The 3,502-nt window shown below is 54.8% G+C and carries 2 rRNA genes; both read right to left on the bottom strand.

Features of this window, described 5'->3' with window-relative positions:
• Positions 1-24: 24 nt before the first annotated feature.
• A 5S ribosomal RNA gene (rrf, locus tag J2Y69_RS18000) occupies positions 25-141 on the bottom strand.
• A 101-nt stretch (positions 142-242) separates the two neighbouring features.
• Positions 243-3,344: ribosomal RNA gene (locus J2Y69_RS18005) — 23S ribosomal RNA — on the bottom strand.
• Between the last annotated feature and the right edge of the window lie 158 nt (positions 3,345-3,502).

Below are 3,502 nucleotides of genomic sequence, written 5' to 3' on the forward strand. Positions count from 1 at the left end.
TGGGTGGCCTTTCCGTGAAAAGGAGTCCGGCGGTGTCCTACTCTCCCACAGGGTCCCCCCTGCAGTACCATCGGCGCTATGAGGCTTAGCTTCCGGGTTCGGAATGTAACCGGGCGTTTCCCTCACGCTATGGCCGCCGAAACACTATTGACGTATACGAAACAAACATAAGCATGTATGAGTCGTGGTCTCCGACCGTACGTCGAGAACCACAAAGTGGACGCAAGCACCAAGAACGGTGTGTTATCAAGTCATCGGCTTATTAGTACCAGTCAGCTGCACACGTTGCCGTGCTTCCACATCTGGCCTATCAACCCAGTAGTCTGGCTGGGAGCCTCTCACCCGAAGGTATGGAAGTCTCATCTTGAGGCCGGCTTCCCGCTTAGATGCTTTCAGCGGTTATCCATCCCGAACGTAGCTAACCAGCGGTGCTCCTGGCGGAACAACTGGCACACCAGAGGTTCGTCCAACCCGGTCCTCTCGTACTAGGGTCAGATCCTCTCAAACTTCCTACGCGCGCAGCGGATAGGGACCGAACTGTCTCACGACGTTCTAAACCCAGCTCGCGTACCGCTTTAATGGGCGAACAGCCCAACCCTTGGGACCTACTCCAGCCCCAGGATGCGACGAGCCGACATCGAGGTGCCAAACCATGCCGTCGATATGGACTCTTGGGCAAGATCAGCCTGTTATCCCCGAGGTACCTTTTATCCGTTGAGCGACAGCGCTTCCACAAGCCACTGCCGGATCACTAGTCCCGACTTTCGTCCCTGCTCGACCTGTCAGTCTCACAGTCAAGCTCCCTTGTGCACTTACACTCGACACCTGATTGCCAACCAGGTTGAGGGAACCTTTGGGCGCCTCCGTTACTTTTTGGGAGGCAACCGCCCCAGTTAAACTACCCACCAGGCACTGTCCCTGAACCGGATCACGGTTCGAAGTTAGATATCCAGAGTGACCAGAGTGGTATTTCAACAATGACTCCACACTCACTGGCGTGAATGCTTCACAGTCTCCCACCTATCCTACACAAGCCACACCGAACACCAATACCAAGCTGTAGTAAAGGTCACGGGGTCTTTCCGTCCTGCTGCGCGTAACGAGCATCTTTACTCGTAATGCAATTTCGCCGAGTTCGCGGTTGAGACAGTTGGGAAGTCGTTACGCCATTCGTGCAGGTCGGAACTTACCCGACAAGGAATTTCGCTACCTTAGGATGGTTATAGTTACCACCGCCGTTTACTGGGGCTTAAATTCTGAGCTTCGCCGAAGCTAACCCGTCCTCTTAACCTTCCAGCACCGGGCAGGCGTCAGTCCGTATACATCGTCTTGCGACTTGGCACGGACCTGTGTTTTTAGTAAACAGTCGCTACCCACTAGTCTCTGCGGCCACCACACCCTTTCCGAGGCAAGCTCGTATAAGTGGATGGCCCCCCTTCTCCCGAAGTTACGGGGGCATTTTGCCGAGTTCCTTAACCACGATTCTCTCGATCTCCTTGGTATTCTCTACCTGACCACCTGAGTCGGTTTGGGGTACGGGCGGCTAGAACCTCGCGTCGATGCTTTTCTTGGCAGCATAGGATCACCCACTTTTTATCCGCATCGTGTCTCAGCCTCAATGAGTCGCGGATTTGCCTACGACTCGGCCTACACACTTGCACCAGGACAACCATCGCCTGGCTTGGGCTACCTTCCTGCGTCACACCTGTTAATACGCTAGCCGCACCAGCATGGGGTCGCGCGCTCCACCACACGATGCCACCCGAAGGTGACGGTGTCTGGCTTAGGGCGCTTAGCACCACTGGATTAGCTTGGGCGGTTCTTCGCCGGTACGGGAATATCAACCCGTTGTCCATCGACTACGCCTGTCGGCCTCGCCTTAGGTCCCGACTTACCCAGGGAAGATTAGCTTGACCCTGGAACCCTTGGTCTTCCGGAGGACGTGTTTCTCACACGTCTTTCGCTACTCATGCCTGCATTCTCACTCGTGTAGCGTCCACGGCTGGTTCACACCGCCGCTTCACTCGCCACACGACGCTCTCCTACCCATCAACACGGCTGGACCACGAAGGCCTACCAAAAATGTCAATGCCACAACTTCGGTGGCGTGCTTGAGCCCCGTTACATTGTCGGCGCGGAATCACTTGACCAGTGAGCTATTACGCACTCTTTCAAGGGTGGCTGCTTCTAAGCCAACCTCCTGGTTGTCTAAGCAACTCCACATCCTTTCCCACTTAGCACGCGCTTAGGGACCTTAGTTGGTGGTCTGGGTTGTTTCCCTCTCGACTATGAAGCTTATCCCCCACAGTCTCACTGCTGCGCTCTCACTTACCGGCATTCGGAGTTTGGCTGACGTCAGTAACCTTGTAGGGCCCATCGGCCATCCAGTAGCTCTACCTCCGGCAAGAAACACGCAACGCTGCACCTAAATGCATTTCGGAGAGAACCAGCTATCACGAAGTTTGATTGGCCTTTCACCCCTATCCACAGCTCATCCCCTCAGTTTTCAACCTAAGTGGGTTCGGCCCTCCACGACGTCTTACCGTCGCTTCAGCCTGGCCATGGATAGATCACTTCGCTTCGGGTCTAGGACATGCGACTGAATCGCCCTATTCAGACTCGCTTTCGCTACGGCTACCCCACACGGGTTAACCTCGCCACATATCGCTAACTCGCAGGCTCATTCTTCAAAAGGCACGCTGTCACCCCTACTAAGGAGGCTCCAACGGTTTGTAAGCAAACGGTTTCAGGTACTATTTCACTCCCCTCCCGGGGTACTTTTCACCTTTCCCTCACGGTACTTGTCCGCTATCGGTCATCTGGGAGTATTTAGGCTTATCAGGTGGTCCTGACAGATTCACACGGGATTTCTCGGGCCCCGTGCTACTTGGGATACTCTCCACGCCAGAACACGCATTTCGACTACGGGGTTGGCACCCTCTATGACCGGCCTTTCAAGACCGTTCGTCTATACGCTTCTGTCACGTCGGACCTTCGGCAGAAGATCCCGGTGAGTCCCACAACCCCGAACGTGCAACGCCTGCCGGCTATCACACACGCTCGGTTTAGCCTGATCCGGTTTCGCTCGCCACTACTAACGGAATCGCGGTTGCTTTCTCTTCCTGTGGGTACTGAGATGTTTCACTTCCCCACGTTCCCTCTACCCGCCCTATATATTCAGGCGGGAGTCACTAGGTCGGCACGCCGCCCAGCGGGGTTTCCCCATTCGGACACCCTCGGATCAAAACTCGCTTATCAGTTCCCCGAGGCTTATCGCAGATTGCTACGTCCTTCTTCGGCTCCAGATGCCAAGGCATCCACCGTTTGCTCTTAAAGACTTGAAATCACATGAGTTCATCAAAGAATCGAACCCAGGCCCGAAGACCCAGGCTTGAAATTGACTAATGATCTTTAAGATCATCAAAACGACACAACCCCAAAGGGCCATGTCGAAGATGCTCGCGTCCACTGTGTAGTTCTCAAAGTACGGGCGGTACCCCAA

The sequence above is a fragment of the Microbacterium resistens genome, from assembly GCF_031456305.1.
In the GTDB taxonomy this organism is placed as follows: Bacteria; Actinomycetota; Actinomycetes; order Actinomycetales; family Microbacteriaceae; genus Microbacterium; species Microbacterium resistens_A.